The organism is Streptomyces sp. URMC 126, from assembly GCF_051386555.1.
GTDB lineage: Bacteria > Actinomycetota > Actinomycetes > Streptomycetales > Streptomycetaceae > Streptomyces.
Window position 1 is genome coordinate 1 of sequence record NZ_JBPQTX010000125.1, and the last position, 18,927, is coordinate 18,927.

The following is an 18,927-nucleotide window of genomic DNA, read 5'->3' on the forward strand; positions in this document are numbered from 1 at the left end:
CCCCACGCCCCGCCCGCCTGGCCCGCCCCGCCAACGTCCCCGGCCGGGCGACCTGGTGGGCCCGCCTTCCCCGGATCAGCGAGGACCGGCCGCCGCTCCTCATCGGCGACCTCGTGGCGGTGAAGGCCGGACCGGGCCTGGTGGCCTTCGACGCGCGAACCGGCGACAAACGGTGGACGGCCTCCGGGATCAAGGAGTCCTACGAGTTCACGACGGACGGCACGCGCGTCTACACCTACGCCCCCGCGGGCGCTTCCACGATGGGCCTGAAGGTCTTCGCCGTCACCGGCACGGGCGCGCTGGAGGTCGTCGCCGGACCGTTCGACGACCTCTCGTCGGCCACCCTCGCCGCCGAACCCGTGGCCGCCGCGGGCGGGTTCGTCTACCTCGCCGCCCGTAAGGGCAACGGCTCCGACAGCAGGGACGACTGGCTGTTCCTCGCAGTGGACCTCAAAACCGGCAGGGAACGCTGGCGGAAGTCCTTCACCTCCTCCTACACCCCCGGATCGTTGCGCGACGGCGCCGCCGCCACGGTGGTCAGCCGGCACTTCGTCTACGCCCGGGCCGGCTACGCGGGCGCGCCGAACGTCCTGAAGTCCCGCAGCACGTCCGACGGCCGGGACGAATGGGCCTGGGACATACCGCGACGGCGCCTCGACGAGGGCTTCGTAGGCACCGGCCGGCTGGCGGTCGACGAGCGGCGCGCCTACGTCGCCGGCACCGTCGTGCTCGCCGTCACCCTCTCCGACGGCCGGCGCGCCTGGGAGTTCGGCAAGGGCCGCGACACGGGGAACGTCTCCCCGGACTCCAGCCCGTACGGCTCACCGGCGGTCAAGGACGGCGTGGTGTACGTGACCGAGGGCACGCGCGGTGTCGTCGCCCTGGCGGCGGACACGGGCGAGCTCCTCTGGGAGACGCCCTTCCCCGGCATGCCACCCGCCGCCGGCCCCCCGGTGGTCGGCCGGAAGTACCTCTACGTCCCCGCGACCGACGGGGCACGCGACCGGATCCGCGCCGTCGACCTGCGTACCCACCGGATCGCCTGGTCCATGGACATTCCCGGCCGCATCGGCGCACCGCCCGTCGCCCACGAACGGGCCGGCCGACTCGTCTGGACGGCCGGCGACTACGTGTGCGCCCTGCCCCTGGAGTAGCCCTACCGCCGCCCCGGCCTCCGGCGCTGTCCCGGCTCCTGGCGCCGATCCGGCCCCCCTGCCGTCGCCCCGGGCCCCTGCCCCCCGAACGGGTCCGCCGCTTCCTTGACCCCCTGCGCAGCAGTCCGGTGAAAGGATTCACCAGGCATGAAACCCCTCGCCTCCGGCGACCCGCTGCGCCTCGGCTCCCACCGGACCCTCGGCGTTCTCGGGTAGGCCGCTATGGGACGGGTCTACCTCGGCCGGGACGGCACCGGCCGGACCGTCGCCCTCAAAGCGCTCCGGCCGGAGCTCGCGCACGGCCGCACATGTCCCGACGCTTCATCCGCTAGGGAACGCGCCGCGCAGACGGTCACCAGCCCGGGCGTCGCCCGGGTGCGCGGCGCATGGACGGAGGGCGAACGGCTTTGGATCGTCGCCGAGTTCCGGCCAGTCCCACGCCGGACGAGGCGATCGAGCGGCTGGGCGGTCGCACCCGGTTACGGCCCGCCCGAGCAGGTCACCGGGCTGCGCGTCGGCCCGCCCGGCGACGTCTTCGCCCTCGGCGCGGTCCTGATCCACGCCGCGGATGGGGCGCGTCCATGCTCGACGGAGACGCGCTGTACGCAGTGGAGGGCGACCGCGTCAGCAGGCGCCGTGGCGGGCAGAAGGACTGGGGCCGTCCGCTGGGACACGCCACCTTCACGACCCCCGTGACCGTCGAAGGGAGCACGGTCTGGGTGGTGACCTCGTCGCTGGACGACAAGGTCACCACCCTGCGCAAGGTCAACGGCGAGCCCGTCTGCACCTACTCCGGCGAGGTAGGCGAATGGCTGACGGCGGGGGCCGGGAGCCGGGTCTTCCCGCTGTGATCCGGCCGGCCGGTTGACGGCGGTGCCGGTCGTCTGACCGCCCGTCCGCACGGAGGACCGCCGCGCCGGCCGCCGTCTCACTCCAACCGCCGCGCCGCCCCCAGCAGCCCCGCCTCGGGGTCCGTCGGTTGGGTGGTGACGTATGTCCGGGACGTCCGGGTGCACCACAGGGTGACGCCGTCGGGGAGGGTGGAGAGGGCCTCCACGTCCTCCCGGGGCAGGCTCATGGTCCGGCCGATCTCGACGGCCTCCTCGGGGGCGACCCGCTGGACGCCGACGAGGTCCGCCTGGGACATCAGGCGCGCGGTCGTGGGGCCGGGGTAGGGGAGGAGTGTCAGCACCGGCTGCCAGGGCGCGGAGCGGACGCGGCCGAGGGGCGGACGTATGCCGCAGTCGCGGACGATCAGGACGGGGCTCAGCACGGAGGCGCCCTGCGGCGGGACGCGGCCCACGTCGTGCAGCGTGATGGACTGCCCGCCGGCGTTGGCGGCCTGTGCCGGCGCCGTCCACAGCCGCTGGCGTCCGCTCTCCACGGCGACCCGGGCGCCCATGCCGACCGCGCGCAACGCGATGACCTGCGCCGTCCACGCGCCGCCCACGAGGACCACGTCGAAGGCGGCCGGCCGGACCAGCCCCAGCACGGCCGGGGCGCCCTGGGCGTCCGTACCGATGACGACGCCGTCGTCACCCACGGGCAGGCCCAGTTCGGCGAACCGCTCGGGCTCCAGCTCGTGCCGTTCGCGCCGGGGGCCGAGCAGCCCGAAGCCGGAGGCCGTCCGGCGTCCCGGCGGCCCTGATGCCCCTGAGGGGCCCGAGGGCTGCGCGGACTGTCCGGGCGGAGAGGGCGGGGGCGCGGCGCGGCGCGCCCGCGCGGTTCTCGACAACAGGCCCATCAGCGCGTCCCTCCCAGCGGCAGCGTGGCGAGCACGCCCGGCACCTGCTCGTGATCCAGCCGGACGAGCCCGACCTTCACCCCGCGCGCCGTCCGCTCCAGCTCGCGCCGGACGTCGCCCAGTTCGTCCGCGCTGCGTCCGCACACCCGTATGTGCCCCGTCACCGTCGGCACGAGCCCGCCGCCCCGGGCGCCCCCGCGGCCGAGCGTCAGGCTCAGCGTCGTCGACAGCGCGGGGAGCGACGTCAGCAACGCCGCCAGCTGCGGCAGGGACGCCGCGCCGGCGCCCAACTGGGGCCAGCGGCCGACCCAGTAGGAGGTGTGCCAGCGGTCGTCGCACCGCCACGTCCGGGACGTCTCGGCGGTCCGCCGGGCCCCCGTGCCGGAACGGCTCGCCTGCGCGGTGGCCGCCGGGTTGACGTTCGCGGCGGTCGACAGGGCCGACTCCAGATCGTCCTCCGACAGCAGGACCGACCGGAAGCCCGCGCTCCGCAGCCGGCTCGTCAGCTGGTCCGCCGCGCGCAGCGCACACCGCCGGGCTCCCCGGACGCCGCCGCCCCGGGCCGCGACGGCCTCCGGGCACAGCTCAGGATCCAGCTTGAGCGCCACCCACGTCATCCGGACCGCCGGCGCGCCCGTCAGCGCTTGCAACGGCGCGTAGTTGCGCGCGGCGAGGGACTCGGCGGGCAGGTGCGGGGCGGGCGAGGGCAGCGTGCTCTGCACCACCTGCACCGACTCCAGCCGTACGTCCGCCGTGTCCAGCGCGTCACGCAACAGGCCCAGCGGAAGCGCCTTCTCCACCCGGTGCGGACGCAGCGGCTCGTCCACCGTCTCGATCCGGAGGACGACGGTCACGAACGTCCCGTCGCCCACCACGCCTATGCTCCGGCCCTCCCGGTCCGTGAACGACTCCACCCGCAGCGCCGGTTCGCACTCCACGAGCGGGGCCAGGGCGGGCGCCACCTCGGTGACCGCCGCACCGGCGGCACCGCGCGTACGGCGGCGGAGGGCGAGGACGGCGCCCAGCCACTCCGGCACCGGCCGCTGCCGCCGCCGCGCGAGCGCCAGGGCCGCCAGGACGACGGCCACCCCGCCGGCGGGCGCGGCCAGCAGCGGGTCGACGGCGTACCCCACGAGCACCAGGGCCGCGGCCACTTCCAGCAGCACGAGCTGCTGCAGCCGCACCGGGCCCAGCCGGCCCGGCCCGGACCGCCGGCGCACCACCGTGGCCTGCGCCGATCGCGCCGCGGACGCCATACCCGCGCACCCCCCTCACACTCGTCGGACTCGCACTCGCCGGACCGCCCTGGAACCGCACTCCGGATTCGGCGCCGGAGCGGGCGCGACGCGGCCGCCGCGGGCCCGTACCCGCGCGGTGACCGCACCCGGACGGCGGAACCGGAGCGTCAACAGGCATAGTAGGGGGCCGGTCTGACAACGCGGACCGAGGGCAGGTCCGACCAGCGGGCCCGGCCGGTTCCGGCGGCCGGCCCGGCGGCGGGCCCCGGACGGAGCCCGGCGACGGGGGGAGAACTTCGGCACATGGCAACACGGCGGGACGAGCTCAACGCCTACACCTTCGCGCGCAAGCGCGTGGTCGCCGCGTTCCTGCAACCCTCGACGGCGGGAACGGACGAGGCGGCGCCGCGCCCGGTGCGCGCCGTACTGCCCGGAATCGTCGTCGGAGCCCTCGTCCTGGCGGGCTTCGGCGCCTGGGGCATCTTCAAGCCCAAGGCGCCGGCCGGCTGGTCCGAGCCCGGGGCGCACGTCATCGTGGGCAGCAAGTCGACCACCCGGTACGTCGTCCTCAAGACGAAGGACACCAAGCGGCTGCACCCGGTGCTCAACTTCTCCTCCGCGAAGCTGCTGCTCAAGCCGGAGAAGTCGTCGGTGATAAAGGTCGAGGAGTCCGAGCTCGACAACGGGAAGATACAGCGCGGCCCCACGCTCGGCATCCCGTACGCCCCCGACCGGCTGCCCGACGCCAAGGACGCGGGCAAGGAGAAGAGCTGGGCCGTCTGCGAACAGCCCGGCAGCGGCGGCAGGACGGTGCAGAAGGCCGTGTTCCTCCTCGCCGACCGCGACGCCGCCAAGGTCGGCGGCCCCCGGAAGCTGCGCGACGGCCAGGCGCTGTACGTGGAGGGGCCCACCGGCGACCGCTACCTGGTCGACCCGGGCGGCACCAAGCACCTCGTCGGCCTCCCCGACGGCGACCACCCGTCCCCCCGCGACCAGGTGCTGCGCCGCTCCCTGTTCAGCGAGGGCGCACGCCCGCAGAAGGTCGACAAGGAGTGGCTGGCCACCCTGCACGAGGGCACGCCCATCACCTTCCCCCGGCTCCCCGGGCGCATCGGCGCACCGGCGGGCGTGAGCAGCCTCGACCCGCGCCTGAACCGGGTCGGCACCGTCATCCGCGCCGTGGCCGGCAAGGGCATGCAGCACTACGTGGTGCTGCCGGGCCGCGTGGCGCCCGTCTCCGACCTGGTCGCCCGGCTGCTGCTCACCAGCCCCGAGGCGGTGGTGCTGCACCAGAACGCACGGGCGGAGGAAGTCGGCCCGCAGTCCTTCACCTCGTCCCCCGACTGGTTCTACGGCGAGTACGGCTGGCCCGGGCTCGTCCCCACCCAGGTCAACGACGTCGGCACCGGCGTCCGCACGGTCTGCAACGTGATGCACGGCGTGGACGGCAAGGGCGTTCCCCGGCTCACCACCTGGGCCGGCCCCAACTACCCCGTCGAGATCGTGGACGGCGCCACCAGCGCCTACGTCACCCCGGGCAGCGGCCTGCTCTACCGTCAGATCAACGGCTCGTCCACGAGCGTCGGTTCGCTGTTCCTGGTCACCGACACCGGGCTGCGGTACGCCGTGCAGACCAACAACGACAGCAGCGCGGGCCGGTCGGGCATCGGCGAGGACGACAAGCCCAAGACGCCGGAGGAGCGGGCCGCCCAGGCCAACGAGGCGCAGATCCGGCTCGGCTACAAGGCGGTCAAGCCGGTGCCGGTGCCGGACAACTGGTCCGCCTTCCTGCCCAAGGGCCCCCGGCTGGACGTCAACAGCGCCGGCCAGCCGCAGAGCTCGTGAGGGGGGATCGCGCGATGACGACGCCGAGAGCGCTCGCACTGCCGCTGGCGGCCCTGACCGCGGTGCTGGCGGCGTCGGGCACGGGCCCGGCGGCGGCCGCACCACGCGCCGGGGAACCGGCCGCGCTGACGCTGAACGGCAACGGCGAGTGCACCTTCCCGATGAAGCAGCAGATATCGGGCATGCCGTGGGCCCTCCAGCGGGTCGTCTTCGACCGGCTCTGGCAGGACACCAAGGGCAAGGGCGTCCGGGTGGCCGTCATCGACACCGGTGTCGACATCGACAACCCGCAGCTCACCCCGGCCGTCGACCGCTCGGCGGGTCTCGACCTGCTGCCGAAGGACAAGAACGCGCCGCAGGAGAAGGGCGTCCGCACCGACGGCACCACCGACCTCGTCGGCCACGGCACCAAGGTGGCGGGCATCATCGCCGCCCGCCCGCGCGAGGGAACGGGCTTCGTCGGCCTCGCCCCCGAGGCCACGATCATTCCGATCCGGCAGAACGACGAGAAGGGCACCGGCACGGAACGGACGCTGGCCACCGCCATCCGCCACGCGATCCGCCGGCACGCCCGCGTCATCAACATCTCGCAGGACACCGCGAAACCGCTGCACGCCGACTCGGATCTCGCCCAGGCTGTCCGGGAGGCCCTGAACGAAGACATCGTCGTGGTCGCCTCGGCCGGCAACGACGGACTTCAGGGAAAGGTCAAGAGAACCTACCCCGCCGCATATCCGGGAGTGCTGGCCGTGGCCGCCTCCGACCGCAACAACGAACGCGCTTCCTTTTCCCAGTCCGGCGATTTCGTCGGCGTGGCCGCCCCGGGCGTGGAAATGGTCTCCACCGTTCCGAAGGGCGGTCAATGCGTGGACAGCGGTACGAGTTTCTCCGCGCCGTACGTAGCCGGAATCGCGGCGCTCCTCCGCGCGAAACACCCGAACTGGAAACAGCATCAGGTCGTGGCGCAGATCGAGCAGACCGCGGAAAGGGCCGTCAAGGGCCGTGACGACTTCGTCGGATGGGGCGTGGCGGATCCCGTGCGCGCCCTGACCGAGGACGACCGCCCCCTCGACGCCCCAGTGCCGGACCGCGCCGTCTCCGCCGGCCGGGCCGTACCGAAAGCGGCCCCGCTCACCATCGGCGAGACACCACGTGAACGGGACGAACGCCTCGCGACCTACGCCCTGATAACGGCGGGAGTCCTGATCGCGGCCGTCACCGGAACGGCGGTGGCGCTACGGGATCGCCGACGACGACGTCGTTGATGTCTGGACCAATGACCGCCACACGTGCGCGAACTCACGTCAACGGCATACCGGTTGGACGCCATCGTACGAGTGGCTAGAGTGGCAGCCGACAACTTCGGTCCGATGCAAAGGGGAGTCGCGCGAACGGCTCCGCCAAAACATCCGATTCATGGGGGGTAGGTGCACAATGGGCGACAAGCTTCGGCTTGACGACGGGAATCTCAATTCCCTGATCACGGACCTCGGGCACATGCACGACACGCTCGAAGCGAAGATCAACAGCCTCACCGGTGTGGTGCACGCGGTCGAGGGCGTGTGGAAGGGCGACGCCGCCCGGGCCTACCACGGCCTGCAGTCGCGCGTGAACGAAGACGTCCGCAAGCTCAAGGAACTCCTGGCCTTCACCAAGGAAGCCATGGAGGCCAGCCGCCAGGGCTTCAGCCAGGAAGAGGCCGAGCGTCTCAACAGCTTCAAGGGCATCGGCGAGGGCGGCGCCTCCGGCGTGCTGGGCCGCTTCCAGGTCTCCTGACCGGCCCACCGCGTCAGGCACCGGCACCCGATCCGTCAGGAGAAGAGCACTCATGGAGATCACGTACTCCGCCGTCACCCAGGCCGCGAACCAGGTGAAGTCGACCGCCAACACCATCCACTCCCAGCTGGAGTCGCTGGACGCGCGCGTCAAGAACGTCGTCAGCCACTGGGACGGTGAGACCCGCGAGGCCTTCCACGCCCGCCACCAGGGCTGGGACGCCAGCGTCAAGGACATGCACCAGACCCTCCTGCAGATCGCGACCAAGCTGAACGAGGCCGTCGAGGGCTACGGCAGCAACGACCGCCGCCAGGCGGCCCGCTTCGGCCACTGAGGCGCGTCCGCGCACTCGTTCTCCGTCCGTGGGCGCGGATGCGGCAAACCGCAGACCGCGCCCACGGGCGTTTTTCGTGAAACTCGCCTGACCTGCCGGTCAGGGCATTGAGGACCAGGGAGCTGCCGCATGGGGGCGGGAGACAAACCGTCGGATCTGGACGTAGGCGACGACCTCCAGGACTTCAAGAGGCGGGTCGATCGCCTGCTCGACGATCTCGACAAATCCGCCGCTTCGCACAAGCAGATCGCACACCAGGCGGTGAGCAAGGAAGCGTACGGAAAGCTGGAAGACGCGGTACGGCTGTCCGAGGAGTACGACAGCGTGCACCGGCGCTTGGAGCTGCTCTCCCGCATGCTGGGCGACCAGCTCGAAGCCATGGGCATCGCCGTCGACATGGCCGACCGCGGATACAAGAACGTCGACCGGGAACACGCCGAACGCCTGAGCGCCATCCAGAAACGTTCCCGAGAAAATTGGGAGCAGCAGCAAAAGCTGCAAGAGGAGTGGAAGAGGAAGCATCAGCAGGGGGCCGGCACTCCGGTCGGCGACCCTGGCAAGGGCGGGGAGCGGGAATCCTCCGACACCGGCGCGAAGTAGAACGGGGGGAGAACGCATCATGGCAGTAGGTGATGTGGTGTGAGCAGGCCAGTCGAGACGATGAGCTTCGAGGCCATCTATGCCGCGTTCCAAGGGGCGAAGGGCGAGGAGCTCTCCGCCAAGGGCGCTGCGTTGACCAAGGCCAAAGAGGAACTGGAAAAGATCGGTGACGCGCTCAAAGCGCACGCCACGCGTACGGTGTGGAAGGGCGAGGGGGGCACCGCTTTCCACGAGTGGGCTGATTCCTTCGCGAAGCAGGTCATCAAGTTGGCGCATGTCGCCGGTGTCACCGGCGAGCATATGACCCATGCCGGCGGCCAGATCACAAAAGTCGTGAACAGCATGCCGACTCCTCCGGCGGGTTCGATGGAGATGTGCTACGCCGACGCCGACAAGGAGAAGGCGCGCCTCGAGACCATGCAGGGCCTCAAGAGCCAGATCCTCGATGAGGCCAAACAGGCGGCGTCGTTCTGCAAGACGGGCGCTGACGACATCGCGAAGCTCGAGATGCCGGAGCTCCCGCCGATGCCCGCTCAGAGCACTCGGGGGACCGGGACCGAGGTCGCATGGGGCGGATCGTCCGGTTCCACGGGGGGTGGCTCCGGGGTGGGTTCGACCGGTACGCCGTACGGCAACGCGGGTGCGGGGACCGGAACCGGGGGTGGAAGCGGCTCGGTTTCCCATGTGCCCGGTGCCGCTTTCCCGGACACGTCGGGCGGGCACGTGCCGCCACCGGGGCACGGGGACACCGGGACAGGGCCGGTGCACGTACCGGGAGGCCATGAAGGCTCGGACAACGGGCAGGGCGACAACGGCACTCGGATCGACAGTGGGCCCGCGGCGCCTCCGGCGCCGGCGCCGGAGGTCCCTCCCAGCGGAACGCCCACTCCGTCGGACCCCGCACGACCCGGGCCGCCGACGCCGCAGCTGCCGATGCCGCCTACGGCGCCGGGGCTGCCGCGTCACGGCCGCACCGGCCCTGTGGTCCCCAGCGGGCCCGGAGCCCCACCGATCGAGCCGACGAAGGCAGGACGGCCGGGAAGGCCGGCCATGGATCCCGGCCGTATCGGGATACCAGGGGGAGGCAGAGTCCCCCCGGTGCCGCGAGTCGACACGGGGATCATCGGGGGAACTCCCTCCGTCGGCCCCGGAAGCGGAACCGGCCGAGGATTGCCCCGTGGAACGGTCATCGGCGGCGATCCCCAACAAATGGGTCGTGGAATGATGGGCATGCCGGGGACTGTGGGCGCAGGCCCTTCGTCCCCGAGCACCGGGAATACCGGTAGGCGGCTGGCTACACAACCTGGCGGTGTGGTGAAGGCGCCTTCCGGTGCGCAAGGAGCGCGTCGAGAGTTCACTCCCGGTGGCAGTGGGCTGGTCCGGGGTGGAAACGTCATCGGAGCGACGGACCGCAAGCCGGAGAAGGAACGCGAACGGTCCCGAGGGTCCGGTTACCTGACAGAGGATGAGGAAACATGGACCACGGGCGGGACCGGCAATGTCCCCCCGGTGATCCAGTAATACCTCGTACGCGATGCCGGATGGTGAGCAGAGAACACGTGAACACGATGAAGACGACGGGCGCTTGCCGCCGAGTACTGGTTGTGGCGTCCGTCCTGGGTTCTCTGCTCGCCGTCTGCGGGCCCACCGCTCCCTCGGCACTAGCCGCCCCCGTGAGTGATGGGCAGTGGTACCTCGAGACACTGCAAGCCGAGCGCATGTGGGAGAAGACCACGGGCGAAGGCGTCACCGTGGCCGTCGTGGACGGTGGCGTCCGCGCTTCTCACCCGGACCTGAGAGGGAAAGTCCTGCCGGGAAAGGACTTCGCCGGTGGCGGAGGCGGCACGGGGGACAACGAGGCCGCCGAGGCGCATGGGACGACCATGGCGGCCCTCATCGCGGGTGGCAGCCCCGACGGTCAAGGGATCAAAGGCCTCGCACCGGGCGCTCGAATCCTTCCGGTCAAGGTGAGGACCGGTATCGTCACCGCGGAGTCTTTCGCCAAGGCGATCAGGTACGCGGCCGACAGCGACGCCAAGATCATTAATGTGTCCATTGGCCGCACCGCGGACACGGCCGACGGCAAATACAAGGCGTTGGTCCAGGGCGCCGTGGATTACGCCAACAAGCGGGGAAAACTTATTTTCGCTTCGTCGGGGAATGACGGGCGCGAGACCAACCTGGCCTCCTACCCGGCGGCGACGCGCGGTGTCGTGGCGATCAGCGCTGTCGACTCCCGGATGAAAATGGCCAAGTTCTCCACGCACGGCCCACAGGTGGCGCTCGCCGCGCCCGGAGTGGATATTCCCACGGTGTGCGACAAGCCGCCGGGGTACTGTCACGGTGAAGGCACCAGCCACGCCTCGGCCATCGCCTCGGCCAGCGCCGCCCTCATTTGGTCACTCCACCCGAAGTGGACCGGCAACCAGGTACTGCGTGTCCTCATCGAGACTGCCGGAAAGCCGACTTATGGCAAGATCCCGAGCGATTACATCGGTTACGGTACGATCCGCCCGCGCCTGAACGTGCTGGAGAACAAGGGCGACCCCGGCCCCCCGGACGTCAACCCCTTGCTGGCCGCCGCGGACGACAAGAACTCTGCGAAGAGCGCGGTCCCGACCGCCCCCGTGACCCACGAACCCGCGGGCGCGACCGGCAAAAAAGACAAGGGTAAGGGCGGCGAGGACGACAATCTGCCGTGGTTCATCGGCGGGGCCGCGGCCATCGCCGTGCCCGGTGCGGTGCTGCTCGCGCTGATGGTGCGCCGGAGTCGGCGCAAGGCCGAGGCGCGTAAGCGGCAGCAGCAGGCGCAGGCGGCCGCCATGGCCGGTCCCTACGGTGGGACCACGCCGGTCCAGCCCCCGTACCCGCCGCAGGACGGTTCCTGACCTGAGCGAGTGCGCGACGCGCGCCGTGGCCCTTGCCGTCTCCCGAGGGAGATGGCAAGGGCCACAGGCGTCTCAGACCATATCGAATTCGCCGTCCGAGGGCGTGTGGCCGGGCGGGGTGTCCAAGCCCCAAGAATGGTCAAGAGCGCGCGGCGCGCGGCTACTTGACGGAGGATGAGGAGACCTGGGACACCGGAGAGGCCGGTAATATCCCTCCGGTTATTCGGTAGGTCCAGGAACGCATGGGACGGGTGAGCAGGGAACACATGAAGAAGACGATGATTACGGGCGCTCCCGGCCGGGCGCTGGTTTTGGCGTCCGCCCTGAGTTCGCTGCTCGCCTTCGGCGGCGTGTCCGCCCCCTCCGCGCATGCGGGCACCGTCCGCGAGGGACAGTGGTATCTGAAGACGATGCAGGCCGAGCGCATGTGGGAGAAGGCCACGGGAAAGGGCGTCACCGTCGCGGTGCTGGACGGCGGGGTGCGCCCTTCCCAGCCGGAGCTGCGAGGGAAAGTCCTTCCTGGGAGGAGCTTCGTGCTCAGGGAGGAGGGAAAGGACGCTCGCGAAGCCATTGAAGCGCACGGCACCGCCATGTCGACGCTCATCGCTGGTGATCCGCAAGATGACATGCAGGTCAAGGGGCTTGCCCCGGACGCCCGCATCTTGCCCGTGAAAGTGACCTCCGGGCTCGGCGGTGCCGAGGCTCTCGCGCACGCCATCAGATACGCGGCTGACAGCGACGCCAAGATCATCAGCATGTCCATCGGTGTTTATGCGGCCGAGACGGATGACAAGCGCAAGGCGCAAGTTCAGAGTGCCGTGGACTACGCGATCAAAAAGGGGAAGCTCCTGATCGCATCCTCGGGGAACGACGGAAGTAAAACCAATTCGGTCGAGTATCCGGCGGCCATACGTGGTGTTGCAGCCGTCAGCGCTGTCGACACACATCTGCGCATGACGAAGTTCTCGACGCATGGCTCGCAGGTGGCTCTGGCCGCCCCTGGCATCGATATTCCTACGGTGTGCGACGGGAAGACCGGTTACTGCCGTGGCAGGGGCACCAGTCAGGCGGCAGCCATCACCTCCGGGAGCGCGGCTCTTATCTGGTCTCTGCATCCCGACTGGACGGGCAATCAGGTCCTGCGCGTCCTCATCGAGACGGCCGGTAAGCCCTCAGACGGCAAGGTGCCCAGCGAATACGTCGGCTACGGAATGATCCGCCCGCGCCTGAACGTGCTGGAGAACAAGGGCGACCCCGGCCCCCCGGACGTCAACCCCTTGCTGGCCGCCGCGGACGACAAGAATTCTGCGAAGAGCGCGGCCCCGACCGCCCCCGTGACCCACGAACCCGCGGGCGCGACCGGCAAAAAAGACAAGGGTAAGGGCAAGGACGACAATCTGCCGTGGTTCATCGGTGGGGCCGCGGCCATCGCCGTGCCCGGTGCGGTGCTGCTGGCGCTGATGGTGCGCCGGAGCCGGCGCAAGGCCGAGGCGCGTAAGCGGCAGCAGCAGGGGCAGGCGGCCGCCATGGTCGGTCCCTACGGTGGGACCACGCCGGTTCAGCCTCCGCACCCGCCGCGGACGCCGCGGGACGGTTCCTGATCTGAGCGCGCTGTGGCCTCTGCCGCTTCCCGAGGGAAGCGGCAGAGGCCACGGGCGTATCAGGTGATGTCGAACTCGCCGTCCCGCACCCCCAGCACGAACGCCCGCCACTCACTCGCCGTGTACCGCAGCACCGTGTCCGGATCCTCGGAGTTGCGCATGGCGACGGCTCCGCCCGGGAGGTACGCGATCTCGACCCGCTCCTTGGTGGGGGTGTCGGGAGCGCTGAGCCATTCCACGCCGGAGATGTCCATGGCGTACAGCTCTTCCGTCTCACGCTGGGTGGCCATCAGGGGAGTTCCTTTCCGCACGGATGACGAAACGCCGCGGGCCCACGCCTCCGGGCCCGCGGCCAGGCTACCGGCCGCCGGGCGCGCGTCACCGGGGCTTGCGGCAAGTCCCGTGGGGCCGGGCGGCGGTGTGCGGTCCGCCACGGGCGATGAAATTGAGCGGCACCGGCTTCTTGCCTATGGTCGAGAGGCTGACTTCTTGACAGGGTTTTGACGGGGGAACAGAGATGGGAGTCGTCCTACCGGACAAATTGGCCTTCGTGCTCGACCTGATCGGCGTCAACTGGCCGAACGTCGACGAGGACGACTACCGCGACATGGCCAAGTCGCTGCGGAGCTTCGCGACCGACGTGGACAAGGGCCGGGGCGACTCCAACGTCGCCCTCAACAGGCTCGTCTCCACCAACCGCGGCGAGATGACGGAGGCCATCGAGGCCCACGTCCGCAAGCTCAACGGCAAGCACCTGCACAACCTCGCCGAGGCCGGCCGGCTGCTGGCCGGCGGGCTGGACGCGGCGGCGGTCGTCGTCGCGGGCGCCAAGGGGGCGGCCATCGTCCAACTGGGCATCCTGGCCGCCGAGGTGGCGACCGCCCAGGCCGCCGCGCCGTTCACCCTGGGACTTTCGGAGCTCGGGGCGCTGGGCGGGGTCGCGGTCACGCGTACGGTCGTGAAGCGCATCCTGAAGGGGGCCGCCGAGGCCGCCGTCCAGGAAGTGATGTCCGTGGTGACGGGCCCGGTGTTCGCGGCCCTGGACTCGATGACGCAGGACCTGGTCGTCCAGGTCGTCTCCGACGGCCTCGGCGCGCAGGACGGCGTCGACCTCAAACAGACGCTCCAGGCCGGCAAGGACAACCTGAGGATCGCGAGCGCGGGAGGTGCGGGGGGCGCCGGGGGCGGTCTCGTGCTGGCCGGTGCCGGCGGCGGGGGCGGCGGAAACGGCGACCTCGTCTTCGACGAGCACGAGCACAACACCTTCACGGGCAAGGTGCACGACCACTCCCGGCACCTCCACGAGAAGGGCGGGCACCACCTCCGCACCTCCCGCCACCACTTCGGCCGCACCCGCGGCCGCGGTTCGCTCGCCAAGGCCATCGAAGAGGTCACCGAGAAGGCGATGAAGTCCCTCGGCGACGCCCACGGTCAGCTCAGAAAGCACCTCGACGACGTCGGCGAGGGCCTGGCTGAGGCCGGCAAGGCCCAGAAGAAGCACGACAAACACGTCCAAGAGGACATGGACGGCGTCAAGAACCGTCGCCCCGACCAGAAACCGGCGGACGGCTCCGGCGGCTCCGGCGGCGCGGGCGGAGGGCACGGAGGCAAGGGAGGCAGTGGCTCAGGGGGCTCCGGAGGCTCCGGGGGACACGGCGACGGTTCCGACGACGACGGTCCCCAGGGCCGGCGCATCGACCCGCAGCCCGCGGGGCTGGGGAAGACCGCGGGCGACAACCGGTACCACAGCCGGGACGCCCTCGACGTGTCCCACCTGGACCTGGCACAGCAGGAGCAGGTCCTGGGCCGCGAGGCGAGGCAACTGGCCGACGACGCGAAGAACGCCCGCGGGGAACCCGGCCAGGAGCTTCCTCAGGACAAGTCACGTATGAAGCAGGGCTGCGCAGGGGCCCTGCTGCACAACGGCGTCGTCACCAGCCACAGCAGTCTCCAGGCTCCGAAGGTCGGCAAGAACGCCACGGAAGAACAAAAGGCGGAGCACGCCCGGAAATACGCGCCCAAAACCCATCCGGCGGTCGCCGCCCTTTACCAGAAGGTCAAGGACGACGGCCACAAGGTCGGTGTGGGGCACGGCAGGTGCGCCGAGGTCGCCCTGCTTTCCGACCGGCTGCACCAGCTCGATCCCACCGGAACCGCGATACGGACCGCGGACGATGTCAAAAAGGCGCTCGACGGTGCCGTGATCGACACCCGCGTCGTCGTCAAGGCGTGGGACCAGACGAGCGGAAAGCAACTGGACCACGGCGCGCACTATCCGGCCTGCGACTCCTGCAGGCATGTGCTGCCCGCCATCGGGGTGAGGGTCCACAAGTAGGATGACCGGAGCGAAGGGAGAGGGAAGTCCGATGCGGTTCAGAATCACGCCCGAGGAGGTCGACGCCCGGCTGCGCGGCGCGGGATGGACGCCCGGGCGTGACGCGGGCCGGGAGGCGCTGGACCTGGTCGACCGGACCGCCGCCGCCCTGGCGGCCAACGGCTACGAGGTGACGCCCTTCCCGGCGGCCGTCGAATTCGTCCGGGAGTTCGCCTTTCTGGAGGTCAGCCACCCCGACGCACCGGAAACCAGGAACGGCATCGCCTTCACCGTCCGGTACTTCGACGAGAATTCCGCCGAGTCCATCGCCGAACTCTCCGAATGGGTGGAGCGGCCGCTCTTCCCGGTGGCCTTCGACAGGTCCGAGTTCGCGCTCGCGCTCATCGACCCGTCGGGCCGGTTCTTCCTCACCCATTGGAGCGGTGACTACTACCTGGGCAAGAACAGGTACGAAGCGTTCGCCTGCCTCTTCATGGGGGACCACTTCGACCTCACGGAGATGCCCAGTGACAGCTGACGAGACCGTACCGGGCGTGGCCGCGAGCCTGCTCGTGCAGGGCAAGATTTTCAGCATGACCAATCTGTCCGGCCCGGGCACCCCGAATCTCCACCCGGCCGTACGGCACTTCTTCGACACCCTGCCCGCCGAACTCCGCGAGCCCTACATCGGCTACTGCGCCGAATCCGCCCTGATCTCCGACCAGTTCTGGGGGCTGGACGAGAGCCGCGGCGACGGCCGGAGCACCACCCTCGACGAAGGGGCGCCGCACTTCGCCGGAGCGCTGGTCCTGTCGCGGAAGATCCGTGAGGAGGGCGACCCGGAGCACGGGGAGATCACCTTGCCCTGCCGTTCGTGCACGGCCCTCCTCGACCGCCTGGGCGTGGGGATCAGTCGCCCATGAGCGGAAGAGGCCGCGAGGCCCTGATCGCCGCGGGCTGGTCCCCCGACCGGGACGCCGGGTACAACGCCCTGCACGGCATGCTGACGGCGGTCGGCACCGTCTCGCCGGACGGCACCGCGTCCTGGGAGCCCTTCCCGGCGGCGGAGAGCGCCCTCCGCTCGTTCCACGGCCTGACCGTGCGCCCCGCCGGGCCGGGGGCCGAGGTGGCCGCGCGCGGGTGCGTCGTCGATCCGGCGCGGGCCCGGTTCACCGTCCGCGCCGCGGCCGACTTCGGCCGGGAGATCGGGGCGCGGCTGTTCCCGCTGGGCGCCACGGACGCGGACACCCCGCTGCTCGTCGACGAGCGGGGGCGGCTGTTCGCGGCCGACACCGGCGGCTGGTGGGTCCTCGGGGAGTCCGTGGAGGAGGGCCTGACCGCCCTCGCCGAGGGACGCGCGCCGCGCCGCGTCACCGCCGCCGCGCACCAGTGGCCGCTGGGGCGGCTGCCGGACGAGGACGTGGTGGCCGACCTGGTCAAGACGGCCATGGTGCTCGTCTATGTCCTGCACCGGCACGGCCTGCTCGCGACCCGGGCCGTGCGCTTCCGCGTCGTCGGCCTGCGCGGGCACGGGCCCGTCCGGCTGGAGGAAACCTTCCGCCTCGCGGCGGGCTCCCTGGACGACATCGCGGAACGGCTGCTTCAGGACGTCCGGGAGGCGATCGGGTCGATCCCGCTCGGGGCGGCCGAGAAGGTGGTCGAGCTGCTGCCCGGCATCTCCGGCAAGCGCCCGCACCCCGGGGTGACCTGCGCGGTCTCCGCCGGCCGACAGGGCGCCGAGGGCATCGGCGTACGGCTGACGGCGGAGGCCCGCACGGTGCTGGAGAAGGGGGACGGCCTCGCCGGGGCCCTCGGCGAACTGTCCGGCTACGCGGGCCAGCGCCCGCTCGGCCCCGCGGACCGGCCGACGGCCGGCGCCGCCCCGGTCCCGAGCGCCTGAGCACGGCGGGGGGCGAAGCCGCCGTGCCGACAAGGGCGGAGCCATGACGGCGAGGCGACCGGCCGGCGGCGACGAGCCGCAGCACCGGTCTCCCGAGCCCGACGAGACCGAAGCGTGGCTCACCGCCCACGGCTGGTACCCCGGACGCGACATCGGCGACGCGCTCGCCGACCGCGTCGCCGAGCGCGTCCGGGACTTCCGTGACCAAGGCGCGCGCCTGACCCCGACGAGGACCGCGGAGACGTTCCTCCGGACGTACGGCGGCCTGGAGCTGCCCCTGACCGACAGCGTCCGGCTGGTCCTCGAACCGCACGGCGGCTGGGTCGAGATCGCCGAGGACGTCGCGGAGCTCGCGGCCCACCTGGGACAGCGCCTGTTCCCCGTGGGATTCGAGACGTACGAGGGGACGGTCCTCCTCGTCGACGAGACCGACCGCTTCTTCGCCCTCCACCACTCCGGCCCGTACTACCTCGGCACGGGCGTACGGCAGGCGCTCGCCAACCGGCGCCGAGGCGTGCTCACCGACGCCTGGTCGCTCCCGCCGCACCGGCCGTGACCTGAGGCGGACGACCGCGCACCCTCCCGACGTACCGGAGCTCCCGATGCCCACCCCTCACCGAAGCCCCCCGACCGCACCCGCTCCCTGGAGCAGCTCGAAGCCCGGGCCCGGGGCGATCCACCACCGGACGCCACGCCCCGCGCCGCCGTCCGATCGGCACTCTCACCGCCGAGGAGCCGGGCCGGCCGCTCCGGCAGGGCGTCAGCGTGCCGCATCTCCTGCCGGTCGCCCTGGACGCCCTCCACACCGGACCGGCCGAGCGGACCCACCCGCCTCGCCGGCACCCTGCCGCCGGACGCGAGCCCGTACTTCACGACCTGAGCCACGGCATCGGCATCGGCATCCGCATCGGCCGAGCGCACGCCCCCGGCGCCGTCCCCTCCCCGTCACGAACGGCAGACTGCTCCCATGCGACAGGAAGACCCGCGCCCCACCCGGTACTCCCACTCCGTCGAGAAGTGGCTCACCGGCCACGGCTGGCACCCGGCCCGCGACATCGGCTTCCTCGCCACCGAGGCCATCGACCGCAGGAAGGAGCAACTGGCCGGTCAGGGCCACCCCCTGGAGCCCCACGCCCTGGTGGAGCCCTTCCTGCACTCGTACGGGCTGCTGGAACTGCCGGTCGAGACCTACCCGTCCATCGTGACCTGCTTCGACCCGTCGATCGCCTACGCATACGACGGCGAGGACATCGTCGAGCTCGGCGAGGGACTGCGGCGGCGCGTGTTCCCCGTGGGTTTCATGACCGAGGACGGCAACATCCTGGTCCTGGACGACCTCGGGCGCTTCTTCGCCATCCACCACACGGGCTCCTACTTCGTCGGGCACGACACCGTCGAAGCCGTCACGGTCCTCAAGGGCGGCGGCGTCCAGGGGGACGCGGAGGACTTCTTCCCCTGATCCCCCGACCTCAGGTCCCGGCCCCGACCGCCCCGCCTACTCCGCGCCCGCTGCCGCCGGGGCGGGGCCTGTTC

At 71.3% G+C, this 18,927-nt stretch carries 18 protein-coding genes; 15 read left to right on the forward strand and 3 right to left on the reverse strand.

What is annotated here, in order from left to right:
• Both ACSNOK_RS16955 and ACSNOK_RS16960 read left to right on the forward strand, forming a co-directional pair.
• Positions 1-1,154 (forward strand): outer membrane protein assembly factor BamB family protein (locus ACSNOK_RS16955; protein ID WP_436781523.1); only part of this gene is annotated, 1,154 nt, incomplete at its 5' end.
• 581 nt (positions 1,155-1,735) lie between these two features.
• Positions 1,736-2,005, forward strand: a complete 270-nt coding sequence (locus ACSNOK_RS16960) for a hypothetical protein (RefSeq protein WP_436781524.1) — start codon at positions 1,736-1,738, stop codon at positions 2,003-2,005.
• Between the two features lie 77 nt (positions 2,006-2,082).
• On the opposite strand, the gene ACSNOK_RS16965 is transcribed toward ACSNOK_RS16960, so the two are convergent.
• Entirely contained in the window at positions 2,083-2,898 is an 816-nt protein-coding gene (locus ACSNOK_RS16965) for a hypothetical protein (RefSeq protein WP_436781525.1), read from the reverse strand.
• Entirely contained in the window at positions 2,898-4,154 is a 1,257-nt protein-coding gene (eccE, locus tag ACSNOK_RS16970; protein ID WP_436781526.1) for a type VII secretion protein EccE, read from the reverse strand. The genes ACSNOK_RS16965 and eccE overlap by 1 nt, the downstream gene beginning before the upstream one ends.
• Before the next feature lie 285 nt (positions 4,155-4,439).
• Between eccE and eccB the strand changes: the two genes are divergently transcribed.
• The 7 genes from eccB (at position 4,440) to ACSNOK_RS17005 (ending at position 13,180) form a co-directional block, all read left to right on the forward strand.
• Entirely contained in the window at positions 4,440-5,981 is a 1,542-nt protein-coding gene (gene eccB / locus ACSNOK_RS16975; RefSeq protein WP_436781527.1) for a type VII secretion protein EccB, read from the forward strand.
• 14 nt (positions 5,982-5,995) lie between these two features.
• A complete protein-coding gene (gene mycP / locus ACSNOK_RS16980; protein WP_436781528.1) occupies positions 5,996-7,246 on the forward strand; it encodes a type VII secretion-associated serine protease mycosin in 1,251 nt (416 codons plus the stop codon).
• Positions 7,247-7,415: 169 nt separating this feature from the next.
• Positions 7,416-7,757, forward strand: a complete 342-nt coding sequence (locus ACSNOK_RS16985; RefSeq protein ID WP_436781529.1) for a WXG100 family type VII secretion target — start codon at positions 7,416-7,418, stop codon at positions 7,755-7,757.
• 52 nt (positions 7,758-7,809) lie between these two features.
• On the forward strand, positions 7,810-8,091 hold the full coding sequence (locus ACSNOK_RS16990; protein WP_436781530.1) for a WXG100 family type VII secretion target: 282 nt from the start codon (positions 7,810-7,812) through the stop codon (positions 8,089-8,091).
• A 129-nt stretch (positions 8,092-8,220) separates the two neighbouring features.
• A complete protein-coding gene (locus tag ACSNOK_RS16995; RefSeq protein WP_436781531.1) occupies positions 8,221-8,691 on the forward strand; it encodes a hypothetical protein in 471 nt (156 codons plus the stop codon).
• A 1,568-nt stretch (positions 8,692-10,259) separates the two neighbouring features.
• Entirely contained in the window at positions 10,260-11,579 is a 1,320-nt protein-coding gene (gene mycP, locus ACSNOK_RS17000) for a type VII secretion-associated serine protease mycosin (protein WP_436781539.1), read from the forward strand.
• Positions 11,580-11,845: 266 nt separating this feature from the next.
• Positions 11,846-13,180 carry a S8 family serine peptidase gene (locus tag ACSNOK_RS17005; RefSeq protein ID WP_436781532.1) on the forward strand — a complete coding sequence of 445 codons (1,335 nt, stop codon included), beginning with the start codon at positions 11,846-11,848 and terminating at the stop codon, positions 13,178-13,180.
• A gap of 59 nt (positions 13,181-13,239) precedes the next feature.
• On the opposite strand, the gene ACSNOK_RS17010 is transcribed toward ACSNOK_RS17005, so the two are convergent.
• Positions 13,240-13,470, reverse strand: coding sequence for a DUF397 domain-containing protein (locus ACSNOK_RS17010; protein WP_004947576.1), 231 nt, complete (start codon positions 13,468-13,470; stop codon positions 13,240-13,242).
• A 227-nt stretch (positions 13,471-13,697) separates the two neighbouring features.
• On the opposite strand from ACSNOK_RS17010, the gene ACSNOK_RS17015 reads away from it, so the two are divergent.
• From ACSNOK_RS17015 to ACSNOK_RS17040, 6 genes are all read left to right on the forward strand, one after another.
• Positions 13,698-15,515 carry a YwqJ-related putative deaminase gene (locus ACSNOK_RS17015; protein ID WP_436781533.1) on the forward strand — a complete coding sequence of 606 codons (1,818 nt, stop codon included), beginning with the start codon at positions 13,698-13,700 and terminating at the stop codon, positions 15,513-15,515.
• A gap of 31 nt (positions 15,516-15,546) precedes the next feature.
• Positions 15,547-16,032, forward strand: a complete 486-nt coding sequence (locus ACSNOK_RS17020) for an SUKH-3 domain-containing protein (protein WP_436781534.1) — start codon at positions 15,547-15,549, stop codon at positions 16,030-16,032.
• Entirely contained in the window at positions 16,022-16,417 is a 396-nt protein-coding gene (locus tag ACSNOK_RS17025; RefSeq protein ID WP_436781535.1) for a YwqJ-related putative deaminase, read from the forward strand. The genes ACSNOK_RS17020 and ACSNOK_RS17025 overlap by 11 nt, the downstream gene beginning before the upstream one ends.
• Positions 16,414-17,394, forward strand: coding sequence for an SUKH-3 domain-containing protein (locus tag ACSNOK_RS17030; protein ID WP_436781536.1), 981 nt, complete (start codon positions 16,414-16,416; stop codon positions 17,392-17,394). The genes ACSNOK_RS17025 and ACSNOK_RS17030 overlap by 4 nt, the downstream gene beginning before the upstream one ends.
• Positions 17,395-17,437: 43 nt before the next feature.
• Complete coding sequence (locus ACSNOK_RS17035) at positions 17,438-17,950, forward strand: SUKH-3 domain-containing protein (RefSeq protein WP_436781537.1); 513 nt, start codon at positions 17,438-17,440, stop codon at positions 17,948-17,950.
• A 411-nt stretch (positions 17,951-18,361) separates the two neighbouring features.
• Positions 18,362-18,853 carry an SUKH-3 domain-containing protein gene (locus ACSNOK_RS17040; RefSeq protein ID WP_436781538.1) on the forward strand — a complete coding sequence of 164 codons (492 nt, stop codon included), beginning with the start codon at positions 18,362-18,364 and terminating at the stop codon, positions 18,851-18,853.
• Positions 18,854-18,927: the final 74 nt, after the last annotated feature.

Coding starts and splice junctions, on each gene's coding strand:
- ACSNOK_RS16990 (WP_436781530.1), top strand. CDS start 7,810: ATGGAGATCACGTACTCCGCCGTCACCCAGGCCGCGAACCAGGTGAAG.
- ACSNOK_RS17020 (WP_436781534.1), top strand. CDS start 15,547: ATGCGGTTCAGAATCACGCCCGAGGAGGTCGACGCCCGGCTGCGCGGC.
- ACSNOK_RS17015 (WP_436781533.1), top strand. CDS start 13,698: ATGGGAGTCGTCCTACCGGACAAATTGGCCTTCGTGCTCGACCTGATC.
- ACSNOK_RS17030 (WP_436781536.1), top strand. CDS start 16,414: ATGAGCGGAAGAGGCCGCGAGGCCCTGATCGCCGCGGGCTGGTCCCCC.
- ACSNOK_RS16985 (WP_436781529.1), top strand. CDS start 7,416: ATGGGCGACAAGCTTCGGCTTGACGACGGGAATCTCAATTCCCTGATC.
- ACSNOK_RS16995 (WP_436781531.1), top strand. CDS start 8,221: ATGGGGGCGGGAGACAAACCGTCGGATCTGGACGTAGGCGACGACCTC.
- ACSNOK_RS16960 (WP_436781524.1), top strand. CDS start 1,736: ATGCTCGACGGAGACGCGCTGTACGCAGTGGAGGGCGACCGCGTCAGC.
- ACSNOK_RS17005 (WP_436781532.1), top strand. CDS start 11,846: ATGAAGAAGACGATGATTACGGGCGCTCCCGGCCGGGCGCTGGTTTTG.
- ACSNOK_RS17040 (WP_436781538.1), top strand. CDS start 18,362: ATGCGACAGGAAGACCCGCGCCCCACCCGGTACTCCCACTCCGTCGAG.
- ACSNOK_RS16965 (WP_436781525.1), bottom strand. CDS start 2,898: ATGGGCCTGTTGTCGAGAACCGCGCGGGCGCGCCGCGCCGCGCCCCCG.
- eccE (WP_436781526.1), bottom strand. CDS start 4,154: ATGGCGTCCGCGGCGCGATCGGCGCAGGCCACGGTGGTGCGCCGGCGG.
- mycP (WP_436781528.1), top strand. CDS start 5,996: ATGACGACGCCGAGAGCGCTCGCACTGCCGCTGGCGGCCCTGACCGCG.
- eccB (WP_436781527.1), top strand. CDS start 4,440: ATGGCAACACGGCGGGACGAGCTCAACGCCTACACCTTCGCGCGCAAG.
- ACSNOK_RS17010 (WP_004947576.1), bottom strand. CDS start 13,470: ATGGCCACCCAGCGTGAGACGGAAGAGCTGTACGCCATGGACATCTCC.
- ACSNOK_RS17035 (WP_436781537.1), top strand. CDS start 17,438: ATGACGGCGAGGCGACCGGCCGGCGGCGACGAGCCGCAGCACCGGTCT.
- mycP (WP_436781539.1), top strand. CDS start 10,260: ATGAAGACGACGGGCGCTTGCCGCCGAGTACTGGTTGTGGCGTCCGTC.